The following is a 26992-nucleotide window of genomic DNA, read 5'->3' as shown; positions in this document are numbered from 1 at the left end:
CTTCTGCAATTATCGGAGCTTCACCCTGGCCACCACCGGCAAGTGGTCGGATGCCTCCGACTTCAGGACCTCGGCCGAGACCGGTTCGGCCCCCCTCACCAGGATCCAGTCGATACGTTTCGCAGGGGCCTCGACGGGGATGGAGAAGCCATCGCCGCTGCCCACCGCCGCCCACGTATCCGTGAATACCGTCATCAGGCGCGTCCAGGTGGCGCTGCCAGGGACGTCGTTGAAGTCGCCCATGGCCACGACCGGACCAGGGCCGAACGCCTGCACCATGTCGAGGATGGCGTCGGCGCTGGCCACACGCTGCGGGTCTTCCTTGCGGTGATCGAGGTGCGTGGTCAGCACCAGCACCTGCGTGCCCTCGACGTCGACCACCACCTGCAACACCCCGCGTTGTTCGCCGCCGCCCGTGTTGGGCAGCCGCTTGTTGCCCACCGACACGATCGGCAGTGACGTGAGCAGCGCGTTGCCGTAGTCGCCGCCCTGGTGATCGAGATTCTTGCCGAAGGCGAAGCGCATGCCGGCGTGGTCGGCAATCTCCTTCAGGAGATCACGTCGTGCCGTGCGCTCGACGCCGCGATCCACTTCCTGAAGCCCGACGATGTCGGCCTGACTGTTTTGGATGAGCTTTGCAATTCGCCCGACGTCCACCTTGCCGTCGGTGTCTTCGGCATGGTGGATGTTGAACGTCAGGACAGTGAGCGCGCGCGACAGGGGTGCCGTGGTCGGCGGGAATTCCCGTCGCTCCTGTTGTCCCTCCAGGGCCGTGACCATCCCGGCCAGGAGCACGCTCGCGAGGAGGAGACGCCTCACGGATGCGCCTCCGCCGGCCCGTCCGGGCGGCCGCCGCGATTCTCGAGCGTCCACCCTGTGAACAGTTCGAGGTGGCGCAGCATGCCGCGCAACTCCTCTTCGACTTCTGAGGCGACGGGTTCGAGTGGGAGGCGCGGAATGGTGCCCGAGTAGCCGGCGAGCGTCATCGCCGCTTTCAGCCCCGCGACCCCGTGCTGCATCGTCACCGCATTGGCAAGCGGCGCGAGCGCGCGCTGCAGCGCCAGCGCCTTGTGCAGTTCGCCGGTCATGACGAATTCGTACAACTCCACGCACAGGTTCGGCACCACGTTGGCCACGGCGACGATGCTGCCCCTGGTGCCGCTGAGCAGGGCCTGGTACATGATGCCGGCCACCCCGGTGAGTACGCTGAACTCGGCCGCCACGCGCGCCAGCACGTCGTTGACGTGCGCGATGTTTCCGCTCGAGTCCTTGATGCCGACGATGTTGTCGTGACGCGCGAGGATGGCGACGGTCGACGCGGCAATCTCTGCGCCGAACACCGCCGGCTGGTTGTACAGCAGCACCGGAATCGGGCTCGCGTCGGCCACCCGATCGTAATGCGCCATCAGCACGTCCTGGGTCATGAAGCGGGTGTAGGACGTCGGCGGACGTACCAGCGCGTGCGTCGCGCCATGGTCGGCGGCGCGTTGGCAGGCCGCGATGGTGGCCCGGGTCGCATCGCATCCTGTACCGGCGAGCAGGGGGCGTCCGGCAGGCATCGCATCGCGGGCAATCCGGACGATGCGATCGGCCTCGGCGGGCTCGATGAGGAACGACTCGCCATTGGTCCCCAGCACGAGCAGGCCGCTGAGCCTGGATTCCATCAACGAGGCGACCGTTTCACGCAGCACGCCCTCGTCGAGGGCGTCCTCCGTGAATGGCGTGGGCAGGGGAGGAAACACACCGCGGAGCATGGCGGCATTTTCCTACACGCACGGCGGCGACGACTACAACTTCACGTCACGGCGCCGCGCGGCGATGAGATTCACCGACAACGTCACGAGCGCGATGGCCGCCGCGGGCGCGAGCAGCCAGGGCGCGTGGCGGAGCGTGAACGGCTGCGCCGCCTCGACCAGCATCGTGCCCCACGAGGGTGTGGGCTCGGAAAAGCCGAGGCCGACGAACGACAGCGTCGCTTCCGCGAGAATGAAAGCCGGGACGAGCAGGAGGGCCTGGGTGACGACAACCGGCACCGCGGCAGGCAGCAGGTGGCGCCGCATGATCCAGGCAGGAGTCGCCCCCGCGGCCTCCGCGGCCAGGATCGACTCGCGCGCGCGCTCCGCGGCGGTGACCGATCGCACGGCCCGGGCGACGATCGGCCAGCCGGCGAGCGTCAGCACCGCCGTCATCAACGCAAACAGCGCACCGAAGGGCATCGTGAGCGGCAGCGCCGCCCGAAGGACCAGCACCACGTACAGCGCCGGCCAGGCGATGAACAGGTCCGCGAGCCGCATCACCGTGGTGTCCAGCCATGAGCCGCCACTTCCCGCCACCAGGCCCAGCAGGGCACCGAGCGAGACGGCGCCGGCCAGGCCCGCGAGTGTCAGTCCGAGCGAGAGCCTGGCGCCATGCAACAGGCGCGTCCATTGATCGCGGCCCAGCGAATCGGCGCCGAGCGGCAGCAGCGGTTCCTCCGAATCGGCGCTGCGCACGAGTGAGCCCGAGAACCAGGTGATGGGCAGGCGTTGGTCGAGCACGCGATACGTGGGTGGCAGGCGTTCCACGAGCACGCGTCGCGAAAGTGAGGGCGGCGCCAGGGCCAGGTCTGGATGCTGTGTCGACACATCGCTCGTGGAGAGCCAGGGCGCACCGGCGGTCACAAGGCCGATGAGGGCGAGGAGCAGCGTCCCCACTCGCGCTGCGTTCACCGCGCACCGCCACCGGGCAGCGCGGCCTGGTCGTCGAGGATCGCGATTCGCGGATCCATCCAGGCCTGGATGACGTCGGCCGAAAACGCGACCAGGCCGACGATGAGCGCGACGGTCCCGGCGCAGCCGGCGGCGAGATCCATGTCGCGCGCGTGCAGGGCCTCGAACGTGAGCAGGCCGAGTCCGCTGCGCGATGTCACGAGTTCCACGGCCAGCGCCCCGCTCAACAACTGGCCGGCGATGGTCCCGGCCAGGCCGAGGACCGCTGGCAACGAAAGTGGCCAGGCATGTCGCCACGTGATGATTCGCCGCGGTACCCCGCGCGCTCGTGCGGCATCGAGACAGCGCTCGTGCTGCACCCCGTCGAGCCCGCGTGCCTGCAGGCGCTCGATCAGCGCCGCGGCCGGGAGCGCCAGCGAGATCACCATCACGGCGAAGGACGGCAGCCCGCCACTCGTGGCGATCACGGCGAGCAGCAGCGCGAAGACGAGCGCCGGGATCGAGAGCAGCAGGATGGACACCCCGGCAATGCCGTGGCGCACGACCCGTGATGTCGAACGGCTCGCCAGGACGCCCGCCGGGACGCCGATCAGCAGTGCGAGCAGCAGCGCCGCGAGGCCAGCCTGCAGCGTCGTCGTGGCACGTTGCGCGACCAGGGTGAGCACCGGCTGGTCATACCGCAGCGAGGTCCCGAGATCGAGCACGGCCAGGCGGGCCATGCGGATGGCGAGGCGCACCGGCAGCGGCCGATCGAGCCCGAGCTGATGGCGTTTGGCATCAACGGACGAAGAGGAGCGCATCTCGTCCTCGAGAGGGTCGCCGGGCGCGAGGTCCGTGAGCACGTACACCCCCGCGAAGGCGACCACGGCGAGCACCAGCGCGAACACGAGCCGGCCCACCAACCTGCGGCGCATTCGCTAGCGCACGCCGATCTCGGCGGCGTTCCACAGGACCTGGGGCGCGAGCAGTCCCGGCGCGACGTGCGTGAGTCGGGCACTGGTGGCGATCGTCACGCGCGGCACCGCGAAGACGATGACGGGCAATTCCTGGTCGAGCACTTTCTGGGCCAGCATGACGGTGCGCTGCCGTTCGGACGCGTCGATCATCGACAGTTGCCGGGTCATCAGCAGATCGAGTTCCTGCTCCCATTTGGTGCCGGGCGCCGCCTGGGCGGGATTCCAGAGGTGGAAGCGTCCCGACGAGAGCCAGAACTCCATCAGGCCTGAGGGGTCGGTATCCGAGCCAGGCAGCGCGTGGTAGATGGCGTCGTAAGTGCCATTTGCCATCCGTTCCTGCAGGCCGCGCGCATCGAGACTGGCGATCTCGACCTTCAAGCCGATCCTGGCGAGGGCTTCCTGCAGGACCACCGCCGCGCGCTGGCGCGCCGTGTGCCCCTGCTGCACGAGCAGCGTGAACGTCGCGGGGGTGTTGTACACGTCCTCGCGCACGCCATCGCCGTTGCGGTCGCGGACGCCGATGCGATCGAGTTGCTCTCCCGCCATGGCGAGCGAGAACGGGCGTGGCGAGATGTCGGCGGCGTGCCAGGCATGGTTGCCGGGCGTGATCATGCCCGAGACCTGGACGCCGGCCCCACGGTACACCGCGTTGATGAAGCTGCCGCGATCGACTGCGTGCGAGATGGCCTCGCGCAGCTCGCGCCGGCGTAGCCAGGCCCGCCGGTCCTCTGACGATCGCTCGCCGCCGGGTGAGGGCGGGCGCAGGTTGAACCACAGCATGTCGGCGTCGAGCGAGGGGCCGAGCTCGAACAGCTGCAGCCGTCCATCGGCGGCAAGCGCGCGCGCTTCCGGGAGGTCGTCGGCACGGAGTTCCGCGGTGATCAGGTCGACGTCGCCGCCGCGCAGGCGCAGCATCTCGGCGTCCTGGGAGGGCACGATGTCGAGGCGCAGGCGGTCGGCGCGTGGCAGCCGTGTCCCGTCCTCGGACATACGCCAGTAGTGCGGGTTGCGCGCAAGGTGCACGGCGATGCCGGGCTCGTGGCGTTCGAGGACGAATGGCCCTGCGCCAACCATGCCCGCGGGCGTGGCCGTGGGCGTCCACGCCTCGGCGAGTGTGCCATCGGCGACCAGGCGCGCGTAGCGTGGGCGGGGGAGGATTGGCAGGCCGTGCAATGGTCGGACGCCCGGACCATACGGCGCCGGGTATCGCAGTTCGACGGTATGCGCGTCGATGGCGTGCGCGGTGATCGGTGCGCCGTTGACGGTGAGGGAGTCGACCAGCGGGCTGGCAAGGCGCGGGTCGTAGACGGCCGCGAGCGAAAACACGACGTCGTCTGCGGTGATTGCGCTGCCGTCGGAGAAGCGCACACCGGTGCGGAGCACGAGCCGAACGCGTCGGCCGTCGTCGAGGGTGGTCCAGGAGGAGGCGAGCGCCGGCTCGATGGCCTGGGTCAGATGATTCACGCGCACCAGCGGCTCATGGATGAGCTGGCTCACGACGAGCGACGCACGGTCACCGGCGAGCAGCCGGTTCAGGCTGCGCGGTTCGGAACGCAGCGTCGCCACGATCTCGATGGCGCGGGTGCCGCGACTCACGCCGCGCGTGCCGCGCAGCATCCACAGGCCAGCGAGGACGATCAGCAGGACAAGCAGGACGCTGGCAAGACGCTTCATGCGAGAGGGCAACTCCTTGGCTTCAGCGGTCAAGATCTTGGCCGATCGCCGTGCACGTCATGACCGGTGGCAACTGGTGAAGGTGCGCGCGCTGCTATCGAAGGTACGGGGCGCCGAGTTCGATGTTGTCTCGGCAGTCGACCGATCTGGCTGCTGACCTTGTTCGGCGCATCGAGACAGCAACGTTAGCAGCAGTTTCTGCAACATGGCACGCCACGTGTATTGCAACGAGACGTTCGAGGTGTCCGTTTGCCCCCCTGGCCGTGCAGACCTGGCCAGGAGTCGGAGCCTCGAAGGGTTCCCCTTTCACTTGTCTGGAGTCAGCACGATGTTTTCCCTCCGCTCGATCGAAGTGCGCGGTACCTCCCCCCGCGCAGCCATCACCCGCACCGTGGTCTGGGTGTCGGTGGCATTCGCCATGCTGGCGCTGTCGTCGCCGCTGCAGGCCGATGCCCACCGCGCCCGCCTGTCGCGCGGGCTGGCCGAGAGCGTGGGTGCCGGTAAGGCGAGAGCGGTCATCGTGTCGGGCACCGAGGCGCAGCTACGCGACATCGCGGCGCGCCACGGGCTGGTCCTCGAGAAGACGCTCGAGACTGGCGGCGTGCTCAAGGTGGCAGATGCTGCGGCCCTCGCACGGCTCGCAGCCGATCCGACCGTGCCGGTGGTGGCAGAAGATGCGACCGTCTCGGCGCACATGGCCAACGAGGTTGTGTCGCTCGGCGCCGACCAGGCGTGGGCGGGCGTCCTCGGCTTGCCCGGCGTGAACGGCGAGGGTGTGGGCATCGTATTGATCGATTCCGGCGTCGCCACGCAGCACGAGGCGCTGCGCCAGCGGGTCGTGGCGAGCGTCGACTTCGTGGCGAGCGGGCGACGCAACGGTGACCCGTACGGCCACGGCACGCACGTGGCAGGGATCATGGCCGGCGACGTCACGACGCCCGAGGGGCGCTTCAGCGGCGTCGCCCCGGGGGCACACATCGTCAGCCTGCGGGTGCTGGACGAGCGTGGCCAGGGCAGCACGAGCGACGTCATCGCGGCGATCGACTGGGCCGTCGCCAACCGTGCCGCGTATCGCCTGCGGGTGATCAACCTCTCGCTCGGCAAGCCGGTGCTCGAGAGCTGGGCGGACGATCCGCTGGTCCAGGCGGTCGAGCGCGCCAGCCGCGCCGGGCTCGTGGTCGTGGCCTCGGCAGGCAACTGGGGCACGCTGCCGGACGGCACCCGCGTGCGCGACGGCATCACGTCGCCGGGCAATGCCCCGTCGGCGATCACCGTCGGTGCGATCGACACGATGGGCACGCCGGAACGCAGCGACGACCGCGTGGCCGATTCGAGTTCGCGCGGCCTGTCCGCGATCGACGGTTTCCTCAAGCCGGACGTCACGGCCCCCGGCCGTCGAATCGTCTCGTCGGCGTCCGCGCAGAGCACGCTCGCGGAGAAGGCGGGTGCGGTTCGCAGTGGCCAGGGCGCGCGTCTCTACCTGCGCTTGTCCGGCACCAGCATGGCGGCGGCGATGGTGAGCGGCGCGGCGGCGCTCGTGCTGCAGGCGAACCCGGCGTTGAAGCCGTACCAGGTGAAGGCCCTGCTACAGCTGACGGCCGGCCGTGTGGCGGGAGCGGGTGTGGCCGCGGCTGGTGCTGGTGCCATCAATGTCGCGTCGGCGGTGTCGGCGGCGCGACTCGGATTGCAGAATCTGCCATCGACCGAGATCGCTGGCGAGACGATCGACCGCAGCGGGATGACATTTGCTGCCAAGGTTGAAGGGAATACGCTGGTGTGGGGTGACACGCTGGTGTGGGGCGACACGCTGGTGTGGGGCGACACGCTGGTGTGGGGCGACACGCTGGTGTGGGGCGACACGCTGGTGTGGGGCGACACGCTGGTGTGGGGCGACACGCTGGTGTGGGGCGACACGCTGGTGTGGGGCGACACACTGGTGTGGGGCGACACACTGGTGTGGGGTGACACACTGGTGTGGGGTGACACACTGGTGTGGGGTGACACACTGGTGTGGGGTGACACACTGGTGTGGGGTGACACACTGGTGTGGGGTGACTAACGACCACAAACTTTAGATACTCAAGAAGGCGGCGTTTGCGAAGTGCTGTAGACTCTGCAGCACTTCGCACCTATGCCTTTCCACTTGCCCGCACCGCTGCGGCGAGCACTTCGCTCAGGGGATGCTCTAGACTGTGAACGTCGGCTTCGTGCCGCTTCCTTGCCGAGTGACGTTCGCATTGCGCTGATTGCCGATGTTCAGCGACAGGCTGGCGCGATCGCGTCAGCGAGTGCTGGCGTCACCCAACTCGGGCAAGAGCCTGCTGACGCTAGTCTTCGCATCTTCGCTCGTAGACTAAAGGGAGAGTTGTTAGGCTCATCGGGCCACGTCGATGAAGCCTTGGCACTCCTTGAGCGGGTGATCGTTGAGGGTGATTCAGCAGGCGAGTACGAGCAAGTCGCCCTCGCCGCGCTTTCCCGCTTCACGCTTCTCACAAGTCACCGCAGTCTCGCCGAGAGCCAGCAGGCCTTGGCCTCCGCGAAGCGCGCGGTGCTGCGTTGCGGCGACGCCCAACTGATGGCTGCACTTCATGCACGCGTGGGCCAAGCGTACGCACAGCGGAGTTTGCCGGGTGTCGCCCTAGCAGAACTCCATTCTGCGCTGGGCCTCCTCCAACCAGAGCCTAACGCCTCGATCGAAGCATTCACTCGATTGGCTTTGTCTGGCGCCGAGTACTTGCTTGCCCAAAACAAGGAAGCAGCTAGATCCGCCAGGTCGGCTCGGCAGGTGGCCGAGGACAACGGACTCAACTCACTGCGGTTTGCCGCGCAGGCAAACCTTTCCTTCCTAGAATGCCGACGCGGCAACTTTCAACGCGCGAAGTCAATCGCTTGCGAAACGTTGGCTGGCGTTCCTGCCGTATCCCTGTCTAGGGGCGCGCTTCTCGACACCCTTGCGAATATCGCAATCGCACTTGGCGATCTTGAGGCGGCTCAACAAGCGACTGCAGAGATCGAAGCGATCGTCGCATCATTCAGCGAGTTGACATTTCTCCTGGTTGACTCTGCGCCAGCACGCTCGACAGTGGCGCGCCTAACGAACAGGCCGCAAAGCGCATACGATATTTTGTCGCAGGCACGTGAGGCGGCCGACGCGAGGGGCGATGAGATCAATTGGGCGAAGCTGACCCTGCTTCGTTCAGAAGTCGCCTGTTTGCTCGGCGACGGTGATGGTGCCGACGCGGACACGGTGTCTGTCGTGGAGCGAGTGCGCTATCCAAGTGCGGAGACTCTCGCCTTTCTTGCCCGGGCCCGAGCAATTCGGGCAGGGCATCAAAGAGATCATCGTCGTTTTCAGGTCGAGATTGCCCGCTCCGTTAGGGTCTTCCTTGCTTCCGGCGACCGGTTCCACGGTCGGCAGACTGTCGCCATGGTGTCCCTGTTCGGCACGGACGTACTGAGTGGGCCCGTGGTTTCGCCTCGCCGGCATCGGCTTCATTTTGAGCTTGCGGAGAATCTCTCATTCGTTTGCGGTCTTCTACCGCAGCCACATCTCGCCGGTGGTGAAGCGGTACGGCTACTGAAACGAATGAAAGTTGTCGGCGAAGCCGATGTTCGTAAACTGCCGAGCCCAGGCAGTGAGTCCGAGCTAGTGACGCTCGGGACTGTAGGGGCTGACACGTTCGCGTTGCGTGTTGTCCCGCTCTTAGACGCTACGTCCCGGGAAACAGTCGCGCACTTGATGAGTGTTCTCAGATTGGCAGTAGCGGCCGTGAAGGCGCAATCCGACTCGCGACGGAAGGTTCTTTCCTGGGATCTCGACGTCGCGCCCGAGGGTCGAAAAGGCCTTTACATCTCGACTGAGATGAGGCGACTGCATTCAACTATACGCAGGGTTGCGTCAAGCGACTGCCCCGTTCTCATACTCGGCGAGACGGGTACAGGGAAGGAGGTCGTCGCTCAGGAAGTGCACGACCTGTCCGGACAGGCGCGCGGGCCGTTCGTGCCCTTCAACGTCACCGCCGTTCCGCGCGACATGCTCGAAGGGCAACTGTTCGGGTATCGGCGTGGCGCGTTCACCGGCGCCGTCAGCGACGCGAAGGGACTCATCCGCCAGGCCGAGGGTGGCACGCTGTTCATCGACGAGATCGGTGAACTCAGCCTCGACCTGCAGCCGAAGCTGCTGCGGTTCCTCGAGAGCGGCGAGATCCAGCCGCTCGGGGAGCGGCCACAGAAGGTGAACGTCCGCGTCATCGCCGCGACCAACGCGCGCCTCGCGGAACTGGTGCGCGACGGGCAGTTCCGCGACGACCTGTTCTATCGCCTCAACGTGGTGTCGCTGACGATCCCGCCGCTTCGCGACAGGCGCGAGGAGATCCCGACCCTCGTCAACCACTTCCTGACCGTCCACGCGAAGCAGGCCGGTAAGTTCATCCCGCAACTGACGCCGCGCGCCCTCGAACGCCTCTCGGCGTACGACTGGCCCGGCAACGTCCGCCAACTCACGAACGAGTTGAAACGCATCGTGGCGCTCAGCGATGAAGACGAACTGGTCGACGAGGCCCACCTCTCCCCGATCGTCAGAAGCGCTGCTGCCGCGTCCCCGCCGGCGGCAACCGACGGCACGTCGGTGCATGTGAAACTGGACCGGACGCTGCAGGAGATGTACGACGACCTGGAACGGGCCGCCATCGCCAGGGCGATGGAGCAGTCGCGCCATAACCAGGCCGACACTGCCCGCCTGCTGGGAATCACGCGCAAGGGCCTCTACCTGAAACGACGTCGCCTGGGCCTGGATGAGGGGCATGCGAGCTGAGAGTTGTTCAGTGTTCACTGAACACTAACCAGGATTCACCACAACACCCCATCCCCCTCCTGTCGACACCCGAGCGCCCCAGGAGGGCACGGCGGTGATGCTTCGGCGCGAACGAATGGGCCGCCGCCTGAAACACGACCCCCGACCCACGGCATTGGAGTGACGGGATCGGGCAGAGGAGACGCACCGTGACTCGCACCGCTGGCCAGGCAGACACCTTCCGAGCCGTTGCGGACTCGTCGCGCCGCACGCTGCTCGAGGCGCTGGCCGAGGGGCCGAAGACGTTCCAACAACTGCACGCGCTGCTGCCCCTGACCAAGAGTGCCGTGTCGCAGCACGTGTCGATCCTGCTTGCAGCGGGGTTGATCTCGGTCGTGGTGGCACCCGATCGTCGCCGGACCTATGCGTTGGTCCCCGAGCCTCTGCAGGAGATCGACGACTGGGTCGATCAGTACCGTGGGTTCTGGACCCGGTACCTCGACGGACTCGGTGAGGCGATGCGTCGCCATCGGGCCTCACGGCCCGATACGAAATCAGGCCGGCGGCCGTAGCGGCGCGCCCGCGGCCGGCGATGCCCGGCGCCAGTCCTTGCCCACCAGGGACGCGACGGTCGCGGCCACCTGACTCTGCGACACCGGCGGATGCCCCGCCTTCCAGACCCCGCGCGTGGGCCACGCCGGCGCGGCCACCACGGCCCAGACGTACTGCGCGCCCTCGGTATCCTTGCCGTGGCTGTTCCAGTCCCCGGTCGTGTTGCCGCGGCCGTGATCGGTCACGAGCATCACCGCCGTGCGCCCCTGGAATCCGGGCGTCGTCTCGATGAGGGTCCACAGCCTGGCCAGCCAGCCGTCGAACCGGTGCAGGTACTCGATCACCCGCACGTAGTGGCCGTTGTGCGACCAATCGTCGGTTTCGTCGAGGCCGATCCACAGCGCCCGTGGCTGGTGGCGCAGCAGATGATCCATGGCGAACTGCCACGTGTAGTGGTCGTAGCGGGCGGTGTCCCACGGCGGCACGGTCTCGAACTGTGCGGCGCTGAGCGCCTGCAGGCGTGCGTCCGGCGCGTCGTACTTCTCGTATCCTGCATTGGTGAACACGTCGCCACCCGTTGATGAAGGGATGGACGTGAACACGTCCCACGATCCGAAGCACGCCACCTGCTCACGCGTCGCCGCGAACTCGCGCCGCAGGAACTGCAGCACCGTCTCGAACGGATAGCGGCGGTTGTCGTTGCTGTCGATGACCTCGTCGTGGGGAGCGCCGGTCATCAACTCGGCATAGCCCGGATAGCTGAAGCGCTGCATGTTCTCCAGGGTCATGACGCTGCCAGCCTCGTGGTCGCCGACGATCGACCCGTGCCGCTTCAGGAGCGTGCCCCACAGGAAGGGCATCAGCGTCTCGCGTCGTGCCTCTCGCGTCGGGCGCCAGTAGGCCGCGTACAGCGGATGCGCCTCGGCCTGCTTCTTCGGCCCGAGCACGTGCTGAAGGATCGTCACGTCGAGGCCGCCGAACATCTCCTGCGTCCGGACGCCGTCGAGAGAAATCACGATCACGCGATCAGCAGCGCTTCCCGGCCCCTGCGCCACGGAGGATCGGGCGAGCGCGGCCGCCATCGGCGTCGCCACCAGGCTGCGCAGCACGTGTCGTCGGTTCATGGATGTTCTGGATCGAAGTCGGCGGCGTCCTGGTGCGCCGGCGCATCGGCCGGCCGCGCCACGTCGGCCAGCGACGAGTCATGGAGGGAAAGGGAGGCAATCATCGGCACGCCCCGCGCATCGTGGATACGCACCCGCACCTGTGACGCGGTGGTCACCGCCGTGGCGATGATGCGGGTGTGCCCAATCGTCGTGCCAGTCGCCACTCGGGTCCAGCTGCCGCCGGTCAATGCCTCGACCTCGAAGAGCGACACGCGCTGGCCAAGCGCGATGTATTCCTGGAGACGGATCCGATCGAACCTCACCGGCGAACCCATGTCTACCGACAGTGTGCCCGTCCTGACGTCACCCGCCGGTGCCCACCACGTGTCCAGGTCGGCATCGAGTACGGCCGCCGCGTCGTGCGAGGGCATGGACGATGACGCAGCCGCTTTCGCCGCGGCTGGCAGCAGCGACGCGCCGTAGACGCGGTCGACGAGCGCGCGCATGCCGTCGAGGGCCTTGACGTCGTTGTCGTGGATTAGCCCGCGGTCGTCTGGCGGCACGTTGAGCAGCAGGTTGCAGTTGCGCCCGACCGATGCCTCGTACAGACGGAGCAGCGCGCGCGGCGATTTGACCCGCGTGTTCTCGGCGGCGCGCCAGAACCATCCGGGCCGAATGGATACGTCGCACTCGCCCGGCACGTAAAACCTCCCGAGTTCGGATCCTTCCGGCAGGTCCATGCTGAGGCTGGTACCCGGCGCATACCGGTCCCGGTCGAGCATCGCCCAGTTGGTCAGCGGCGCCTCGCCACGCTCGTTGCCGATCCACCTGATGCCGGGCCCGGCATCGCTGAAGATGACCGCACGCGGCTGCAGGCGCCTGACCACCTCGTGGAACCGCGGCCAATCGTAGACCTGGCGCTTGCCATTGGTCGCCTCGCCATTGGCGCCGTCGAACCAGACCTCGAAGATCTCGCCGTAGTTGGAGAGCACGTCCTCGAGCATCCGCACGAACACGTCGTTGTACTCCGGCGTGCCGTAGCTCGGATGATTGCGGTCCCACGGTGACAGATAGACCCCGAAGGACAGCCCCTCGGCACGCACCGCGTCGGAGAGTTCGCGCAGCAGGTCACCCTTGCCGTTGCGCCACGGACTGGCGGCCACGGTGTGGGCCGACTCTTTCGTCGGCCAGAGACAGAACCCGTCGTGGTGCTTGGCCGTGACGATGACGCCCTTCATTCCCGCGGCCTTGAACGTCCGTGCCCACTGCCGCGCGTCGAGCGCGGTGGGATTGAAGACCGCCGGCAGTTCGCGGCCCGAGCCCCACTCGGCCCCCGTGAACGCGTTGGGGCCGAAGTGCACGAATGCGGTGAACTCCATGCGCTGCCACTGGAGCTGTGACGCCGACGGGACCGGTTCCACCGGCGCCTGTGCGCGAGCTGCCACCGCCGACAGCAGGGTCGCCATGCACACGGCCGCGCAGCCTGCCCGATACCAGCGGAGCCGAGGCGCGGCAGCATTCATCGGCGGGGCGAAGGTGGGCGACCGCATGCGGCAGTCTAGATCAGGGGCCGTCCACCTCCCGGCCGGTGCCGCCGGACCTTCGTGCCCTCAAGGGAATGGCCGCCCGGCCGATGCCTCCTGCATGGGTGCCCGGATCGGATTTGCCGACGTGCTGTGCTCGAAGCTGGCTGACGCGCCGCCCCCGGCGGCGCCTGGCCGGCCGACGGCGCCGCGCATCGCGAGCCCGTCCTGGGCCCATCGCCTCGAGCCATTGCGCGTGATTTCTGCGCCTTTCGTCCACTTGCGCTATCCGCATCCGGCGTCTGCAGCGCCTGCGGCGGGCGGGATCCCGGTGGCCGATTCACGCAGGACCATGCGCGGTGGCTCGGTGGCGCGGCCGAGGCGCTCGCCGCGCGAGCAGGTTGCCATCGCGCTCCTGAATCGTCTGGGCGCCAACCTGACCGACGCCGCGACAGACGCCGACGTGCGCAGTGCCTACCGGCACCTCGTGCGCGCGACTCACCCGGACCTCCACCCGGAGGGCGACAACCTCAGTCGCGAACGACGCGCTCGAACCCTGCGCGCCGTCATCCGTGCCTGGGACATCTTCCAGGGCTGCACGCCCGCGGCTCACTGACAGTCAGCCGACTTCCGCCCTGAGGCCTGCCACCAGCCGGCCCATGCCGGCCGCGACCGATTCGCGGTCGAGCGCGCCGAACGAGATCCGCAACGCGCACGTCTCGGTCACGCCGAATGCACTGCCCGGCACCACGGCGACCTTGTGTCTCTCGATCAGGCGCCTCGTCAGGGTGAACGCATCGAGATCCGTGCGCACCCGCAAGAGCACATAGAACGCGCCCTCGGTCGCCGGCGCCTCCACGATGTCCGCAATCCCCGCGAGGACGTCGTGCACTTCGCGACGAACGACGTCGAGGGCCGCCACGTGAGGCGCGCAGTACGGCTGGCCCACTCGCAGCGCGGCCGCGGCCGCGGCCTGGCACACGATCGGCGGACAGATCAGGTTGGTGTCCTGGATCTTGTTGACCGCATCGAACAGCTCGTCGGGCACGACCATGTAGCCGATGCGCCAACCCGCGAACCCGTACGCCTTGGACAGCGAGAACAGCGAAATCGTATGGGCCCGGCTTGACGCCTCGCGCCCCGGCGAGTAGTGGCACGCGTCACCGTACGTGAAGTACTCGTACACCTCGTCGGTGACATGCACGATCCCGTGCTCCGCACAGAGCGCATTCACCGCCCGCAGATCCGCCTCGGGATACACCGCGCCGGTCGGGTTGTTCGGGGAGATCGTGACGATCGCGCGCGTCCGCGCGGTGATGGCCGCACGCAGCGCCGCGAGATCCAACTGGTATCTCGCGTCGGTCGTCACACCCACGGTGCGACACCCGATCATCGTCATCGCCATCTCGTGATTGAAGTAGTACGGGATCGGCAGGATGACCTCGTCACCGGGATCGGTAATCGCCAGCACGGCATTCAGGAATGCCATGTTGCCGCCCGCGGTGACGACGACCTTGCGGCCGTCGAGCGGGAGGCCGTTCTCGGTCGTCAGCTTGTGGCGGAGGATGGCGAGCAGATCCGGCTGGCCCTCGACGGGCCCATAGCGGTGCTCGGCAAGCTGGCCCCCGAACGCCTGCACGGCATTCAGCACCTCCGCCGGCGGTCCGTAGGAGACGATGCCCTGGCCGAGCGAGATGGTTCCCGGATTGGCGCGGATCCACTCGCCGAGGATCGGGATGACCGGGGGCTGGATGTCGGTGATGCGGCGCGGCAGATGCACGCGCCGTATTTCATCACGACGGGCCGCGCTCAGAACTTGAAGACGACGCCCGCAGTCGCGCGCCAGAACGTGAAGTCGCCCAGGTCGAAGTCGCCCGGATCCGTGAAGCTGTCGTCCAGGTCGTCATTCTGCAGGCTACGGAAATGCCGGATATCCCCCCGGATTCCGACGTGGTCGGTGAGGAACGCCATCACCCCACCGCCGTAGTTGACCCCGAAGTCGCTGCGATCGAGGTCATCGAACACGTCGAACACGTCCAGGTTGGACCGCATCAAGCCGGCGCCGAACGTCGCATAGGGACGCACCCTGCCGAGCGGCAGGCCGATGAGCAGGTTGCCCATCAGGGTCGAGACGCTCCCCGAACTGCCGAGTTCGCCGAAGTCGTCTTCAATCTCGTAGAAGTTCGGCGAGTACCCGAAGTCGAACTCGAAGCCGATGACGCTCCCGGTCGCGCCGATCGAGCCGCCGTACACGGTCCGGTTCTCGTCGATGGGGGTGCCGGTGGCGACGCCGACAAACGGGGTCACCAGGCCACCGGTCGTCTGGGCTGCGGCTGGCGACGCGGCAAACGCCGCCATTACCAGAGAAGTCAGCAGGATCTTGTGCATATGAAGAGGCGCCTCCTGGTCCGCCGCGCGCGTCGCATCAGTGGCGACACACGGACCTGCAGTTGTGACGCACGATGTCCCGGCGCGGTTCTCACGCGTTGGAGGCGCCGACCCGTCAGAAACGGAGCGTGACGCCGCCAGTGACGCGCCAGAAGTCGAACTCCGGGATCGGCAGATCGTCGAGCCCGCCGAAGTCGGTCAGGTCCCCGAGTGTGAGGTCGCCCAGCGTGCGGAAGTAGCGGACGTCGCCACGGATCCCGAACGTATGCGAGGGGAACAGGATCACGCCACCGCCGAAATTCATCCCGAACTCACCGCCACTCAATTCCAGCGCGCCCAGCACCGGCGCTGCGACCTCGCCGGCGACACGGATTACGCCGAGTCCACCGGTCACATACGGATGCACCGGCCCGAGCGGCACCTTCACCAGCAGGTTGACCATGCCGGTCGTCAGTTTCGTCTCGAGGTTCACCGTCGAGCCGAGCAGTTCCTGGTCGGCGACGTTGGTCCTGGCGATCTCGGCCTCGACCCCGATCAGGCCACCGAACGCGAGGCTGACACCGTAGACGAACTTCTCGTCTCCTTCAGAAAGGAAGCTCACGCCGGCAAACGGCGTCAGCAGCACCTCGGCGGTCGCCGCGCGTGGTACGAGGGCGACCAACCCGCACACCGCAAATGTCAGGACACGACGCATCACTGGATCTCCAAGCAATTGAGGTGCCGTCTCGGCGGAAGGGCCTGGTGCGCGGATTACGCGCCCAGGGCGGTGTCCTGAATCAGTCGCCACGCCGCCGCCAGGTGCGCCTCGGTGGTGCGCGCATGGCCGATTGCCACGCGCAACGCGTAAGCGCCGCGCAGCCTGGTATGCGACAGGAATATCTTGCCAGTGGCATTGAGCGCCTGCAGAAGCCGCTCGTTCAGGGCGTCGAGCGCAGCCGGATCGTCGTGGAGCGATGGCGGACACACGCGGAAGCACACCACGCTCATCGGGACGGGTGCGAGCCGCTCGTATCCCGGCGTCTCATCCACCCACCCGGCGAACAGGCGCGCGAGCCGCAGGTGTTCGGCGATCCGGGAACGCATGCCTTCAGCGCCGAAGTAGCGAAGCACGAACCACAGTTTCAACGCGCGGAATCGGCGGCCCAGCTGCACACCTGTATCCATGAGGTTACGCACCTCGGGTGCCTCGCTCGTGGTGAGGTACTCGGGCACCAGCGAGAACGCCTCGCGCAACAGGTCCATGTGCCGGCAGAACAGCACGCTGAGGTCGAATGGCGTCAGCATCCACTTGTGCGGGTTCACTACCAGCGAGTCCGCGCGGTCCGCACCCGCAAGGATCCACTCCATGCCTGGCACGATGGCCGCGGCCCCGCCGTAGGCCGCATCGACGTGGAGCCACACGTCGTGGCGCTCACACACATCGGCTATGGCAGGTACGGGGTCCACGCTGGTGGTCGACGTCGTCCCGGTCGTCGCGATCACCGCCAGCGGATGGCGTCCCGCCGCGCGATCGTCCGCGATCGCCGCGGCCAACGCCCCGACATCCATGCGAAACGCATCGTCAGTCGCGACCTTCACCACGGCCTCATGCCCGAGGCCGAGCAGGATCACCGCCTTGTCTACCGACGAGTGTGCCTGGTCCGAACAATAGACACGCAAGCCGCGAGCATCGTCGCGGTCCGCGAGCCCGGTCCGGCGGACGCCGCGGAGGGCGCGTTCGCGAGCCGCGGCGAGCGCGTGCAGCGTCGAGATCGACGCCGTGTCGTAGATCACACCCTCGAACGCGTCGGGCAATCCCATCAACTGCCGCAACCACCCGAGCGTGACGGCCTCGAGTTCCGTCGCTGCGGGCGACGTGCGCCAGAGCATCGCCTGCTGGTTGAACGCAGACGACAGGAAATCGGCAAGCACGCCCGGACCACTGGCGCAGATCGAGAAGTAGGCAAAGAACGTCGGGCTGTTCCAGTGCGTGAGACCGGGCACGATTACCCGGTCGATATCGGCGAGGATGTCGCCGAACGCTTCGCCGTGCTCGGGCGCTTGTCCCGGAAGGCTCCGCGCGATCTCACCGGGCGCCACCTGCGCGAGCACCGGGTAGCGCTCCGCATGTTGGAGGTAATCCGCGATCCACTCGACGAGCGCATGACCGGCGGTGCGGAACTCGTCCGCGGGCATGTCGCCCAGCGGCCCCACCGTCCTCGGGATGTCCGGGAAGGGCGGCACGACCCCGGCCATGTCATCACCGCGCCGCCCTGGATCAGCCACGCGCGTCGAGGAATCGGTGTACGAAATCGATCATCACCGGGCTCTTGAGGCCGATGGCGTGGCCTTCGGCGAGTGCGGCCTCCCGGCTCCACCCGTCCTGCACCACGCGCTTGATCGCCCAGACGCCCCCGACGCGATTGGCCGAGGCGCAGTGGATGTACACGGGCTGGTTGGATGGGTCTGCGACGACGTCGAGGAACTGCTCGGCGGTCTCGAACTCCGGAGCCGTTGGCGTCATCGGCAAATGCACATACCGGAGCCCTGCCGCATCGACCGCCGCCGCTTCTTCGGCCACTCCGGGCTCACCGTCGAGCCTGAGGTTGACGACGGCGCGGAACCCCTGCTCTGCGAGTGAGGGAAAGACGTCGCGCGGCGTGTCACCGCCGCACGCCACGGACGCATTGACCTGCGTGTAGTTGACGACACCGGCCACCATGCGCCGAGTATAGCGTCGGCTACCGCTCGACCTGGGTGCTGACGCTGTCAGACACGCGCACCGTCAGCGACTGGCCGGACCGAAGCTCGGCCGGCAGGCGATCGCCCGCCATGGCCCACCCGGTCCCACTGCCCGCACCCGTGGCGGCGCCGATCGCCGCACCCTTGCCGCCGCCGACGATGGCGCCGAGAATCGCGCCGCCAATGGTCGCGCCGCCGATCTTCGCCGCGCTCTTCCCGGCTGGCGACTCGCCCTCGCGATAGATCGTCTCGGTCGGCAACCGCACCTCTGTGCCATCAGCCAGCTCCAGCGTGTGGAACCGGATGCCGAGGCGCGCGCGCTCCTTCACCTTGCCACCCTGCTCCACGAGCGTGACGCTGCCGAGGAGGCGCGAACCGGAAGGGACGACCACGTTGCCGCCGCCCATCAAGTCGCGCGTGACGCGCGCCCGCACCGGATCCTCGACCTTGGCCTTGACCGTCGAGATGCTCGTCTCGAGCTGGACGCCGATCACCGCGTCGGCGGGAATCGTCACGGTTTCCAGGTGGCGGACGGGCGCGGGTGGAGGAGCAGGCTCGCTGACGGGCGACCGGCTCGGCAGCGAGTTGTCGGCGCGGGTCGCGGAGGAGTCCGTGTCGCGGCTGGCGCCAGCCGTGTCCCGGTTACCGCTGCCATAGTCACGCGACGGCCAGTTGTCATTGGGACCGCCGCTCGCCTGCGTGGAGGCCTCCGCTGGCGCCGGCTGGGCTTGAGGCCGCGCCGGCGGAGGCGGAGTCGAGCGCGCCACAGAAGCCGATCCACTCGGTCGCGGCGAGGAAGGCACTGGCGCCGCTGCCGCCGATGACGACCTCGGAGTCGTGTTACGCGCCGCTGGTGCTGCCGTCGTGGGGCGTGGGGCCGCAGGCGCCGACACCTGTGACTCCGACGCGCGAGCAGTGCTGCTCGTCGTTGCGACCGGGGGCGCGGGACTCACTGACGTTGGCGAGGCTTCGGCGGGTGCAGTGGGTACGTCGATTTCGGCAACCGTGCCCTCCACGGGGGCCTCGTCGCCCTCAGAAAGGGCGGCCTGGCTGGCGGTACTGGGAGCCGGTGCGTTTACCTGGCGTACGGCGAGGTAACCGCCGGCGCCGGCAGCGGTGACGCATCCGAGAACGAGGGCCGAGGCAAGGAGGGCGCGTTGTTCCATGAGTTTTTGCTCCCGCCGGCGACCGCCGGCGCGCCATCACCCACCGCAAACACCGTGCCTGCCCCTCGGCGGACCCCACGACCCGGAAATGCGCCCTGGAGGCGAGACCTGACACCTCGTCAGGACACCGATTGCGATCCGGCGGGGACACATCCGGTGGGGTCGGCTCTTGCATGCGCCCCCTCGGGGAGGCTGGACATGACACGGATCCTGGGATTCTTGCTGGCGGGGCTCCTGCTCACGCCACGATCGGCGGCTGCAGGTGAGCTCACCCTGCGCGACGTCATGGAACTGCACCGGACCGGCCTCGGCGACGATCTCCTGATCGCCGTCATCGATGCCGACGGAGGGCGGTTCCGTTTGAGCTTTGCCGACATCCAGGACCTGAAGAGTGACGGCCTCAGTGAGCGGGTGATCACTGCGCTCGTGCGGACGGGAGCCCGTCAGCCGGTGCTGGAAGACGTAGAGACGGTCGTCGAGCCCGTGCAGGCCTATCAGGACGCGGTCACCTACATGCCCGGCCTGGTCGTTGTCGGCCTGCCGGTCGTCCCGGAGTTGCGCGACGACATTCGCCCAGGGCATCACCGACGCCAGACCGATCGTTCTCACCACATCGAGCCGCCGCCGGCGACGTGGGTGACACGACAAGAAGACGGCAAGAACATCCCCGCGTCGCGAGACACTCGCTCTTCGGTGCCGCCCGCCACGTGGGTGACGCCGCGCGATCCGCAACCGCGGGAGCCGCGTCAGCCGGACCTGCCCAGACCTACGCCCCGCTGAGCACGTACCCGTCCAGCAAGGCCCTGTCCAGCACCGGCGCATAGGCCTGGCAATGTCGCTCCCCGGCCATCCAGAAGCCGAGCGCGCGGTGCAGCCCGTCCACCACCACCAGCTCCGCCTGCTCCGGTTTCACACGGTCCCCGACACTCGCCGCTGACACCACCAGTGGTGACATCGGCCTCTTCGACGCGAATTTGATCCGTCCCCAGCACGACGGATTGGCCGCGGCATAGGCGTCGGCGTGAGCGATCAGCCAATCGTGCGCCTGGATCACACTCGACCCGCCCTCGTCGCCGAGTGATATCGAGTCGCCGTGACAGGCTTCACCGGAGTGTGGTGGTAACCACAAGCCGGCCAATGCCTGCGTGTCGAGTTCCACCAACTGCCACCCCGTTGCGCGTGCGTCGAGCTGGTCCAACAACGGCAATGCCCATCTCGCCGGATCATGACCCGGATACGTCGCCGCCAGGATTCCGGCATCGATGACAGCGCGAGCAACGGCAGCAGTGATGATCCGCATGGGCTTCCGCAGACCTGCCCATCTTGCTACAGTCGCGGCGTGACGTCTCGCCTGGTGGCCACTGTCCTCGCGGGGCTCGCCCTCCTTGTTGCCGGCTGCGACAACAGCTCGTCCACGCCGACCTCGCCGTCAGGCGGCTCGCTGCAGATCACGACCACGCGTCCCATATTGCGTGCCGGCGAGACGACTACGCTGGTGGTCACCGGGAGCGGCGGCACGCCGGTGACGACCGCGACCTGGACGAGTACCGACAGCAGCGTGCTGACGGTCAGCCCTACCGGCGTTTCGACCGCGGCCCGTGCCGGCCGCGTCACGGTAACCGCCACCTCTGGCACGTCGTCGGGCAGCCTGGCCTTACGGGTGGTCCCGGACTACCAGGGCACCTGGAGCGGCGGGCTCGCCCGGCTGCAACTGACCTGCAGTGCCTCATCGACATCGCCGTTGTGCGTGCCGGGGGCGGTCACGTCGGGCACACTTATCCTTCGGATCAGCCAGGACGGCGACCAGCTCACGGCCGTGCTCACCGACTCCGCCGAGCCGATACTGCAGGTGCCGCTGACGGGGCAGGTACAGACCAACGACCAGTTGGCGCTCGCGGGTTCCGGACCCATCGGCGCGCAGAACGTGCGCGTGGAGGTGACGACCATGCGTGCCACGATCGACGCGGCGCTCGGCACCATGACCGGCAGCTACCAGTGGCTGGTCGCCCGTGCCCCGTCGTCTGGGGGCGCCCTCCAGACCGACTACCAGACACAAGTGCAGTTCAGGGACATCCGTCGGTGAACGTCGTGTCGTCTGACGTGATCGTCGTTGGCGCCGGACTGATTGGATGCGCCGTGGCCCACGCGCTGTCGCGCCAGGGCGCCGCCGTGCTGATGATCGACGCGGGCGCACCCGGCTCCGGGGCCTCACAGGCATCGGCCGGAATGCTCTGCCCGCATATCGAGGGCTCGCACGATCCGATCCTCCAGCAGCTCGGCGCCGAAAGCCTCGCGCGATACGACACCTTCATCCATCGGGTGCGCAGCGATTCGGGAATGGACGTGCCCTACGTCCGCAATGGCACGCTGCAGGTCGCCGGCACCGATGAAGCCGCCGTGGCGCTGGCGAACCTTGCTGAGTCCCTGCACGCGCAGGGCGTGTCGTGCCAACTGGCCGAAGGCGAAGCAGAAGTTCGCGAACTCGAGCCGCTTGTGCGACCGCAGCGTGCGGGTCTGTTGATCCAGTCGCATGGCGCCGTCCGGACGCGCGACCTGGTGGAGGCATTGCTGCACGCCTCCTTGCACCAGGGAGCACGCTGTCATCAGTCCGAGCGTGTCGAGCGCGTCGCGCACCAGGATCGACACGTCGTCGTCGAGACCCACGCGCATACGTTCCACGCGCCCCACGTCGTCGTGACCTCGGGTGCGTGGTCGATGCACCTGCAGGTGGAGGGGCATCCGGTCATTCCCACGCACCCGGTGCGCGGACAATTGCTGCGCCTGCAGATGGTCGATCGCGGCCTGCGCCGGGTGCTGTGGGGGCCTGATATCTACATGGTGCCGTGGGCCGACGAAGTGCTCGTGGGTGCAACCATCGAGCACGTCGGCTTCGATGCGCGGGCCACCGTCGGCGGCGTGTCGCAACTCTGCGCGGCGGCCGAAGCCCTGGTACCGAACCTCTCGGACGCCACCTTCACGGAGGTGCGGGTCGGCTTGCGGCCCGGGTCTCCCGACGGCCTGCCGCTGATCGGCGCCTCGGAGCGCATGCCCGGCCTGCTGTATGCCACCGGGCACTTCCGCAACGGCGCGCTGCTGGCGCCGCTCACGGCCGATCTCGTCACCGACCTCATCCGCACGTCGTCGGCCGTCGTGCCGCCGGCCATCTCTGCATCCCGGTTCGACCTCTGACATCCGCGAGGTATCCCGTGTCCGATCCCCTCGATTCCACCCAACTGAACGCCGCCCTGGCCACCTTGCCCGGCTGGTCGCTGCAAGGTAATGCGATCCAGCGACAGTTCACCATCACCAGCTTCCCCGACGCGGTCGCCGTGCTCACGCGCCTCGCGTTCGAGGCCGAGTCGGTGGATCATCATCCGGACTTCGTGCTCGAGTACCGGCGCCTGACGGTGCGTTTCTGGACGCACACCGCAAACGGCGTGACACAGAAGGACGTCGACGGCGCGCGCACGGCCGAACGTCTGGTCGGGCAGTACGCGGTGTTCGAGAAGTAGCACGTCAGGCCCTGCCGGCGACCGACATCGGGCGCCGGGGTATTCTCCGAGGAGAGCACGCATGCTGGTGACGACGACGTCGGCGCTCGACAACGCGAAGGTGGTGAAGTACATCGGCCTCGTGAGCGGCGAGGCGATCCTCGGCGCGAACATCTTCCGCGACCTGTTTGCCGGCATCCGCGACATCGTCGGGGGACGCTCGGCAGCCTACGAGTCGGAGCTGCGCAAGGCCAAGGAGATCGCGGTGCAGGAGATGCAGCAGCAGGCCGCGTCGCTTGGCGCGAATGCGGTGATCGGTGTCGACCTCGACTACGAGACGATCGGCAACGGCGGCAGCATGCTGATGGTCAGCGCAAGCGGGACCGCGGTCGTGATCGAGTAACGCGGCGGCGAGAGGGCAGCGCGTTCGGCGGACGCGCCGAAAGAGCCGTCAGCGTCGACCTGAAGGTCGACGCCTACACATAGTTTCGTAGCCGTCGACCTTCCACCTTCGCCAAGGCTACGGCGGCCAAGTCAGGTCGACGGTGGGCGTCGGATCGCCTACGAGATCGGGAAGATCGTCTCGACTTCGTCCGCGGGGCGCGGGATCACGTGCACGCCGACGAGCTCGCCGACGCGACGCGCGGCAGCAGCGCCGGCATCGGTGGCGGCCTTCACCGCCGCGACATCGCCGCGCACGATCGACGTCACCAACCCGGCGTCGACCTTCTGCCAGCTCACGAAGGTCACGTTGGCCGTCTTCAGCATCGCGTCGGTGGCCTCGACCATGCCCACCAGCCCACGGGTCTCGATCATGCCGAGCGCTTCGCCGACGTCACGCGGTGCCATAGGGGTCAGAGTCTAGTTCACCAGGCCCCGGGCGTCCACCTTGCACGTTTCGAGCACCGTGTCGCCCTCGGCGACCACGTACAGGTTCGTGAGGTTCGCGACGACGCAAGAGTGGTTGGGGACGACGGTGACCCGGTCGCCGATGCGCAGGCGGGTGGGGCCGGTCACGCGAACGACGGCGTGTTCTTCCGACAAGCGCTCGATCAGCAGGCCCGGATCAGGTTGCCCGTCGGGCCCGAGGATGACCCCGAACCCCGGCGTGGCCGAGAACCCGCGGGCGCCGTCCGAGGAAAGTACCTTGCTCCCGCAGTCGAGTACGAGCCGGTCGGGCGCGGGGAAGGTCGTCACCGAAGCGTGGACCCGCAGCGCACAGCCGGGCCAGTCGACGACTCCCAGGCCGACCTGGGTGCGGTCGTGGAAGACATAGTTGCCGGGGCGAAGTTCGGTGATTCCATCCAGGGTCGCGCTCACCAGCGCCGTCGGCGTCGAGCCGACGCTCACTTCCTCGAGCGCGACACCGCGCGCGCGGCATCCCTCGACGAGCTCGGCCATCATGGCGGCCTCGGCTCGCGCGACGTCGGCAATCTCCTCGACCGAGCCGGCCGCGTAGGAATGTCCCGCGTGGCTGAGCAGGCCGCGCAGGTCGAGCCCCGGCATGCCGCTCACCCGCTCGATGAAGCCGAGCGCGTCGCGCTGCCGCGGGTCCACGCCGCAGCGATGCGTCCCGACGTCGATCTTGACGAGCACTTCGAGCCGGCGCCCCGCCGCCACCATCGCGTCGGACCACCCCCCTGCGACTTCCAGATCATCGACGATGGTCGAGATGCGGACGCCGTCCATCAGCGAAAGGATACGGGGCGCATAGGTCGGCGAAATCGGATAGGCGATCCGGATGTCCTGGATCTCAGCCGCGGCGAAGACCTCGGCCTCTCCGGGCTTCGCGCACGTCATTCCGACCGCTCCCGCGGCGATCTGCTCGCGGGCGATCCAGCCGCTCTTGTGGGTCTTGCCGTGCGGCCGTAGGAGCTTGCCGCCGGCGGCTGCGGCTTCGGCCATGCGGGTGATGTTGCGCCGCATGGCTGGTGCGTCGACGACCACGAGCGGAGTCTGGAGTTCTGTGAGGTTCGCCACGGAGCGAGACTAGCCGAGAACCGCCGGAAAGCCGAATCAGAGCGTGACGACCTGGCCTGTCTGTACCGACCGCTCTTCCGCTTCGCAGATCTCCACCGCGCTCAGGCCGTCCTGCGCCGTGACGATGGAGGGCGCCTGGCCGGTCCGGATCGCGGTGATGAGGTGTTGCAGTTCGCCGACGTAGCCATCGGGCCCCTCGGGGACGATCACCTGCGGCTCCTTGCCTTCCTCCCAGACCTGGAGGGCGGCGTTGCCGCGCGCCGAGTCGTAGTCGATGGTCGCGCGCTCGAACATCACCGTGTACGACATCGCGAATCCGCTCGCGAGCAGCCAGCTGCCTTCGGAATACACGGTCGCGCCGCCAGGCACCATGTACTGCGTCACCACGTGATCGGTGGCGCCACTGAAGCGGCTCACGCCGGTCGAGAAGACGGCTGTGGGCCGGCCGAACAGGTACTGCACGAAATCGGTGTCGTGGACGTGCAGGTCGAACAGCGCGCCACCCGAATCACCCCCCTTGAAGTAGGTGTCACGGCTCCATCCCGGGGGCGCCGACACGCGCCGGAACCGCGCCGTCAGGATGTCGCCATGGGTGCCGGCGGCCTTGAGGTCCTTCAGCCATGCCCAGCCCGGCCAGAAACGCATGCACATCGCCGGCATGAAGAACGTCTTCGCGGTGGCCGCGGCGTCGACAATCAGCCGCGACTGCGCCGATGTGCGCGCGAGCGGCTTCTCGCAGATCACGTGCTTGCCCGCCTGCAGGGCCGCCAGCGTCTGGGGCACGTGCAGCGGCGTCGGCAGGCACAGATCGACCAGGTCGACCGCATCGTCGGCGAGCAAATCCTCGATCTTCGAGTATGCGCACACCGACGCGCCGAGATCGACGGTGTCAGAGCCCGCGACGTTGCCGGCGATGCCCGTCAGTACGCCGTTGACCGGCTGCCGCACCGCATCGCACACGGCAACCACGTCGACACCGGCGATCTTGCGGTAGGCGTTGATGTGGGTCAGGCCCATGAAGCCGAGGCCGACGACGCCGACCTTGATCGGACGGTCACTGATGGGGGTGCTCACTGGATGGCCTCCACCAGTTCGCGTGCCGCGGCGATGTCGGCCACGCGGGTCGTTCCCGCCTCTCGTTCGACGCACAGATCGCCCGTGAAACCGACTTCGTGCAAGGCCGCGAAGAACGCTGTCCAGTCCACGTCGCCACTGCCGACAACCACTTCCTCGCCCCACTCGCCGGGCACCTTCGTACGGATGCCGTCCTTGATGTGCACCTGGCCGATCCACGGCCCGAGGGTGCGCAGGGCGTCGATGGGGTCGCCCTTGTCGTAGAGAACCATGTTGGCCGGATCGAAGTTCACGCTGAGCGTCGGGCGATCGAGAATCTTCAGCAGGTCGCGCAGAGCAGGGGCCGTCTCCTGCCCCGTCTCGAGCCCGACCCCGATGCCGTGTGCGGCGAACATGTCGGCGATGTCGCGCAGCCGCTGCGCGAGCGTGACAAACGCGGGGTCGGTCTCGTCGTGCGGCAGGAAGCCGGCGTGGAAGGTCACCAGCCGCATCCCCAACTGCTTGGCAATGGGCACGGTGGCGGCGATGTTGGCCTTGTTCGGTTCCCACGTGGCATCCGGCGCGACGCCTCCCGTCACGCGGATCGTCTCCATGGTCGTGTAGTCCTCGCCGACGGTGCGGAACATGCCGGAGACGACCTCGATGCCGGCCTCCTCGAGCAGGGCCTGAGTGGAGGCCCAGACATCCGGTGACTCCCGGAGGGGATCGAGGTCGAGCTGCACGCGGTTGAGGCCCGTGGCCCTGACGGCGGCAATGAGTTCCTGCGGACTGGCCGGTTGCAACGACCAACTACAGACGGCGAGGCGGGCACTGAGCGATGGCGCGTTCACGAGCGTGATTAGAACGCACTCCGCAGGCCGA

The 26992-nt window shown here is 67.8% G+C and carries 27 protein-coding genes; 9 read left to right on the top strand and 18 right to left on the bottom strand.

Going from position 1 to position 26992, the window contains the following annotated elements:
• Positions 1-9: 9 nt before the first annotated feature.
• From LuPra_RS30250 to LuPra_RS30230, 5 genes are read right to left on the bottom strand one after another with little or no spacing between them, the layout of a single operon-like run.
• Positions 10-819: an endonuclease/exonuclease/phosphatase family protein gene (locus LuPra_RS30250; protein ID WP_110174225.1), complete on the bottom strand. Its 810-nt coding sequence runs from the start codon at positions 817-819 to the stop codon at positions 10-12.
• A complete protein-coding gene (locus tag LuPra_RS30245) occupies positions 816-1754 on the bottom strand; it encodes a dihydrodipicolinate synthase family protein (protein WP_110174224.1) in 939 nt (312 codons plus the stop codon). The genes LuPra_RS30250 and LuPra_RS30245 overlap by 4 nt, the downstream gene beginning before the upstream one ends.
• A gap of 33 nt (positions 1755-1787) precedes the next feature.
• The gene (locus LuPra_RS30240; RefSeq protein WP_157899868.1) at positions 1788-2708 is read right to left on the bottom strand and encodes an ABC transporter permease; all 921 of its coding nucleotides are present in this window, start codon (positions 2706-2708) and stop codon (positions 1788-1790) included.
• Positions 2705-3622, bottom strand: coding sequence for an ABC transporter permease (locus LuPra_RS30235; RefSeq protein ID WP_110174223.1), 918 nt, complete (start codon positions 3620-3622; stop codon positions 2705-2707). The genes LuPra_RS30240 and LuPra_RS30235 overlap by 4 nt, the downstream gene beginning before the upstream one ends.
• A gap of 3 nt (positions 3623-3625) precedes the next feature.
• Positions 3626-5338 (bottom strand): ABC transporter substrate-binding protein, encoded by a 1713-nt coding sequence (locus tag LuPra_RS30230; RefSeq protein WP_110174222.1) that lies wholly within the window; start codon positions 5336-5338, stop codon positions 3626-3628.
• A 328-nt stretch (positions 5339-5666) separates the two neighbouring features.
• Between LuPra_RS30230 and LuPra_RS34060 the strand changes: the two genes are divergently transcribed.
• The 3 genes from LuPra_RS34060 to LuPra_RS30215 all read left to right on the top strand — a co-directional run bounded on the left by LuPra_RS34060 (position 5667) and on the right by LuPra_RS30215 (position 10702).
• Positions 5667-7397, top strand: coding sequence for a S8 family peptidase (locus LuPra_RS34060; RefSeq protein ID WP_162472865.1), 1731 nt, complete (start codon positions 5667-5669; stop codon positions 7395-7397).
• Between the two features lie 339 nt (positions 7398-7736).
• Complete coding sequence (locus LuPra_RS30220; protein ID WP_162472864.1) at positions 7737-10151, top strand: sigma-54-dependent transcriptional regulator; 2415 nt, start codon at positions 7737-7739, stop codon at positions 10149-10151.
• A 188-nt stretch (positions 10152-10339) separates the two neighbouring features.
• Positions 10340-10702 carry an ArsR/SmtB family transcription factor gene (locus LuPra_RS30215; protein WP_110174219.1) on the top strand — a complete coding sequence of 121 codons (363 nt, stop codon included), beginning with the start codon at positions 10340-10342 and terminating at the stop codon, positions 10700-10702.
• On the opposite strand, the gene LuPra_RS30210 is transcribed toward LuPra_RS30215, so the two are convergent.
• Positions 10685-11806 carry an alkaline phosphatase family protein gene (locus tag LuPra_RS30210; protein WP_110174218.1) on the bottom strand — a complete coding sequence of 374 codons (1122 nt, stop codon included), beginning with the start codon at positions 11804-11806 and terminating at the stop codon, positions 10685-10687. The genes LuPra_RS30215 and LuPra_RS30210 overlap by 18 nt on opposite strands.
• Positions 11803-13254, bottom strand: coding sequence for an alpha-L-fucosidase (locus tag LuPra_RS30205; RefSeq protein WP_234800623.1), 1452 nt, complete (start codon positions 13252-13254; stop codon positions 11803-11805). Before LuPra_RS30205 ends, LuPra_RS30210 begins: the two co-directional genes overlap by 4 nt.
• A 178-nt stretch (positions 13255-13432) precedes the next feature.
• On the opposite strand from LuPra_RS30205, the gene LuPra_RS30200 reads away from it, so the two are divergent.
• Positions 13433-13927: a hypothetical protein gene (locus LuPra_RS30200; protein WP_110174216.1), complete on the top strand. Its 495-nt coding sequence runs from the start codon at positions 13433-13435 to the stop codon at positions 13925-13927.
• Positions 13928-13930: 3 nt separating this feature from the next.
• On the opposite strand, the gene LuPra_RS30195 is transcribed toward LuPra_RS30200, so the two are convergent.
• The 6 genes from LuPra_RS30195 to LuPra_RS30170 all read right to left on the bottom strand — a co-directional run bounded on the left by LuPra_RS30195 (position 13931) and on the right by LuPra_RS30170 (position 19187).
• Positions 13931-15091 (bottom strand): pyridoxal phosphate-dependent aminotransferase, encoded by a 1161-nt coding sequence (locus tag LuPra_RS30195; protein ID WP_234800622.1) that lies wholly within the window; start codon positions 15089-15091, stop codon positions 13931-13933.
• A 29-nt stretch (positions 15092-15120) separates the two neighbouring features.
• Positions 15121-15699 (bottom strand): outer membrane protein, encoded by a 579-nt coding sequence (locus LuPra_RS30190; protein WP_110174215.1) that lies wholly within the window; start codon positions 15697-15699, stop codon positions 15121-15123.
• 115 nt (positions 15700-15814) lie between these two features.
• A complete protein-coding gene (locus tag LuPra_RS30185; protein ID WP_110174214.1) occupies positions 15815-16393 on the bottom strand; it encodes an outer membrane protein in 579 nt (192 codons plus the stop codon).
• 56 nt (positions 16394-16449) lie between these two features.
• Positions 16450-17934 carry a pyridoxal phosphate-dependent decarboxylase family protein gene (locus tag LuPra_RS30180; RefSeq protein WP_234800621.1) on the bottom strand — a complete coding sequence of 495 codons (1485 nt, stop codon included), beginning with the start codon at positions 17932-17934 and terminating at the stop codon, positions 16450-16452.
• 22 nt (positions 17935-17956) lie between these two features.
• Positions 17957-18400, bottom strand: a complete 444-nt coding sequence (locus tag LuPra_RS30175; RefSeq protein ID WP_110174213.1) for a protein tyrosine phosphatase family protein — start codon at positions 18398-18400, stop codon at positions 17957-17959.
• A gap of 19 nt (positions 18401-18419) precedes the next feature.
• Positions 18420-19187, bottom strand: a complete 768-nt coding sequence (locus tag LuPra_RS30170) for a TrbI/VirB10 family protein (protein WP_110174212.1) — start codon at positions 19185-19187, stop codon at positions 18420-18422.
• Positions 19188-19784: 597 nt separating this feature from the next.
• Between LuPra_RS30170 and LuPra_RS30165 the strand changes: the two genes are divergently transcribed.
• Entirely contained in the window at positions 19785-20366 is a 582-nt protein-coding gene (locus tag LuPra_RS30165; protein ID WP_110174211.1) for a hypothetical protein, read from the top strand.
• Here the strand turns inward: LuPra_RS30165 and LuPra_RS30160 are convergent.
• Positions 20353-20886: a DUF6309 family protein gene (locus LuPra_RS30160; RefSeq protein WP_157899867.1), complete on the bottom strand. Its 534-nt coding sequence runs from the start codon at positions 20884-20886 to the stop codon at positions 20353-20355. The genes LuPra_RS30165 and LuPra_RS30160 overlap by 14 nt on opposite strands.
• Positions 20887-20925: 39 nt before the next feature.
• Here LuPra_RS30160 and LuPra_RS30155 point away from each other — a divergent pair, with 39 nt between their 5' ends.
• The 4 genes from LuPra_RS30155 (at position 20926) to LuPra_RS30140 (ending at position 23480) form a co-directional block, all read left to right on the top strand.
• Entirely contained in the window at positions 20926-21669 is a 744-nt protein-coding gene (locus LuPra_RS30155; protein ID WP_157899866.1) for an Ig-like domain-containing protein, read from the top strand.
• Entirely contained in the window at positions 21666-22775 is a 1110-nt protein-coding gene (thiO, locus tag LuPra_RS30150) for a glycine oxidase ThiO (RefSeq protein ID WP_157899865.1), read from the top strand. The genes LuPra_RS30155 and thiO overlap by 4 nt, the downstream gene beginning before the upstream one ends.
• A 17-nt stretch (positions 22776-22792) precedes the next feature.
• Positions 22793-23098 carry a 4a-hydroxytetrahydrobiopterin dehydratase gene (locus LuPra_RS30145; RefSeq protein ID WP_110174208.1) on the top strand — a complete coding sequence of 102 codons (306 nt, stop codon included), beginning with the start codon at positions 22793-22795 and terminating at the stop codon, positions 23096-23098.
• A gap of 61 nt (positions 23099-23159) precedes the next feature.
• Positions 23160-23480 carry a heavy metal-binding domain-containing protein gene (locus tag LuPra_RS30140; protein WP_110174207.1) on the top strand — a complete coding sequence of 107 codons (321 nt, stop codon included), beginning with the start codon at positions 23160-23162 and terminating at the stop codon, positions 23478-23480.
• A gap of 158 nt (positions 23481-23638) precedes the next feature.
• On the opposite strand, the gene LuPra_RS30135 is transcribed toward LuPra_RS30140, so the two are convergent.
• The 4 genes from LuPra_RS30135 to LuPra_RS30120 are packed head-to-tail and all read right to left on the bottom strand — an operon-like array spanning position 23639 to position 26961.
• On the bottom strand, positions 23639-23926 hold the full coding sequence (locus LuPra_RS30135; protein ID WP_110174206.1) for a BMC domain-containing protein: 288 nt from the start codon (positions 23924-23926) through the stop codon (positions 23639-23641).
• A gap of 12 nt (positions 23927-23938) precedes the next feature.
• Positions 23939-25057, bottom strand: coding sequence for an alanine racemase (locus LuPra_RS30130; RefSeq protein WP_110174205.1), 1119 nt, complete (start codon positions 25055-25057; stop codon positions 23939-23941).
• A gap of 36 nt (positions 25058-25093) precedes the next feature.
• Positions 25094-26131 carry a Gfo/Idh/MocA family protein gene (locus LuPra_RS30125; RefSeq protein ID WP_234800620.1) on the bottom strand — a complete coding sequence of 346 codons (1038 nt, stop codon included), beginning with the start codon at positions 26129-26131 and terminating at the stop codon, positions 25094-25096.
• Positions 26128-26961, bottom strand: a complete 834-nt coding sequence (locus LuPra_RS30120; protein WP_157899864.1) for a sugar phosphate isomerase/epimerase family protein — start codon at positions 26959-26961, stop codon at positions 26128-26130. The genes LuPra_RS30125 and LuPra_RS30120 overlap by 4 nt, the downstream gene beginning before the upstream one ends.
• Positions 26962-26992 lie beyond the last annotated feature (31 nt).

It is taken from the genome of Luteitalea pratensis, assembly GCF_001618865.1.
Taxonomy (GTDB): Bacteria; Acidobacteriota; Vicinamibacteria; order Vicinamibacterales; family Vicinamibacteraceae; genus Luteitalea; species Luteitalea pratensis.
The sequence above is the reverse complement of the archived record's forward strand: the minus strand, read 5'-3'. Positions and strand labels throughout refer to the sequence as shown.

What these genes read in the sequence shown, in the direction of transcription:
- LuPra_RS30185 (WP_110174214.1), bottom strand. Translation starts at nt 16,393, where the DNA reads ATGCGTCGTGTCCTGACATTTGCGGTGTGCGGGTTGGTCGCCCTCGTA.
- LuPra_RS30210 (WP_110174218.1), bottom strand. Translation starts at nt 11,806, where the DNA reads ATGAACCGACGACACGTGCTGCGCAGCCTGGTGGCGACGCCGATGGCG.
- LuPra_RS30245 (WP_110174224.1), bottom strand. Translation starts at nt 1,754, where the DNA reads ATGCTCCGCGGTGTGTTTCCTCCCCTGCCCACGCCATTCACGGAGGAC.
- LuPra_RS30190 (WP_110174215.1), bottom strand. Translation starts at nt 15,699, where the DNA reads ATGCACAAGATCCTGCTGACTTCTCTGGTAATGGCGGCGTTTGCCGCG.
- LuPra_RS30135 (WP_110174206.1), bottom strand. Translation starts at nt 23,926, where the DNA reads ATGGCACCGCGTGACGTCGGCGAAGCGCTCGGCATGATCGAGACCCGT.
- LuPra_RS30160 (WP_157899867.1), bottom strand. Translation starts at nt 20,886, where the DNA reads ATGCGGATCATCACTGCTGCCGTTGCTCGCGCTGTCATCGATGCCGGA.
- LuPra_RS30175 (WP_110174213.1), bottom strand. Translation starts at nt 18,400, where the DNA reads ATGGTGGCCGGTGTCGTCAACTACACGCAGGTCAATGCGTCCGTGGCG.
- LuPra_RS30165 (WP_110174211.1), top strand. Translation starts at nt 19,785, where the DNA reads ATGACACGGATCCTGGGATTCTTGCTGGCGGGGCTCCTGCTCACGCCA.
- LuPra_RS30140 (WP_110174207.1), top strand. Translation starts at nt 23,160, where the DNA reads ATGCTGGTGACGACGACGTCGGCGCTCGACAACGCGAAGGTGGTGAAG.
- LuPra_RS30180 (WP_234800621.1), bottom strand. Translation starts at nt 17,934, where the DNA reads ATGGCCGGGGTCGTGCCGCCCTTCCCGGACATCCCGAGGACGGTGGGG.
- LuPra_RS34060 (WP_162472865.1), top strand. Translation starts at nt 5,667, where the DNA reads ATGTTTTCCCTCCGCTCGATCGAAGTGCGCGGTACCTCCCCCCGCGCA.
- LuPra_RS30200 (WP_110174216.1), top strand. Translation starts at nt 13,433, where the DNA reads ATGGGTGCCCGGATCGGATTTGCCGACGTGCTGTGCTCGAAGCTGGCT.
- LuPra_RS30205 (WP_234800623.1), bottom strand. Translation starts at nt 13,254, where the DNA reads ATGGCGACCCTGCTGTCGGCGGTGGCAGCTCGCGCACAGGCGCCGGTG.
- LuPra_RS30235 (WP_110174223.1), bottom strand. Translation starts at nt 3,622, where the DNA reads ATGCGCCGCAGGTTGGTGGGCCGGCTCGTGTTCGCGCTGGTGCTCGCC.
- LuPra_RS30230 (WP_110174222.1), bottom strand. Translation starts at nt 5,338, where the DNA reads ATGAAGCGTCTTGCCAGCGTCCTGCTTGTCCTGCTGATCGTCCTCGCT.